1 protein-coding gene is annotated in these 420 nt (G+C 46.0%); it reads right to left on the reverse strand.

The genetic code is table 11. From position 1 onward, the window contains the following. A partial coding sequence (locus CBI42_RS11400; RefSeq protein WP_142294139.1) for an MFS transporter occupies positions 1-420 on the reverse strand: 420 nt, incomplete at both ends.

Below are 420 nucleotides of genomic sequence, written 5' to 3' on the forward strand. Positions count from 1 at the left end.
CCAGACACCCAGAAGACAGATGACACCGAAGATGGCAAATACAGCGTCCTGAGGCATGCTGGCAGTCATGATTGGGAAGAGTAGGCCGACAGCAAATGAACCCACCCAGTTGGCTGATGAGGCAGCACCTGAGGCACGGCCACGAATTGCCAATGGGAATACTTCACCAATGATAACCCAGGTCAATGGAGCCCAAGTAAATGAGTATGCGGCAACATAGATACTCAAGAACACCACAATCAATAATGGGCTTGAATTTGGCATCAGCAATTTAATAACAGTTGGTAATAAGAATGACAGACCCATAACGGTTCCACCAAGAATTAACAATGTCCGACGCTTGAACTTATCGGCAATTCCTAAGAATACCAGTGAACCCACAACCAAAATGATTCCTTGAATAATCGGCCACATCAATGC

The organism is Streptococcus sp. KR (assembly GCF_002238115.1).
Lineage (GTDB): Bacteria > Bacillota > Bacilli > Lactobacillales > Streptococcaceae > Streptococcus.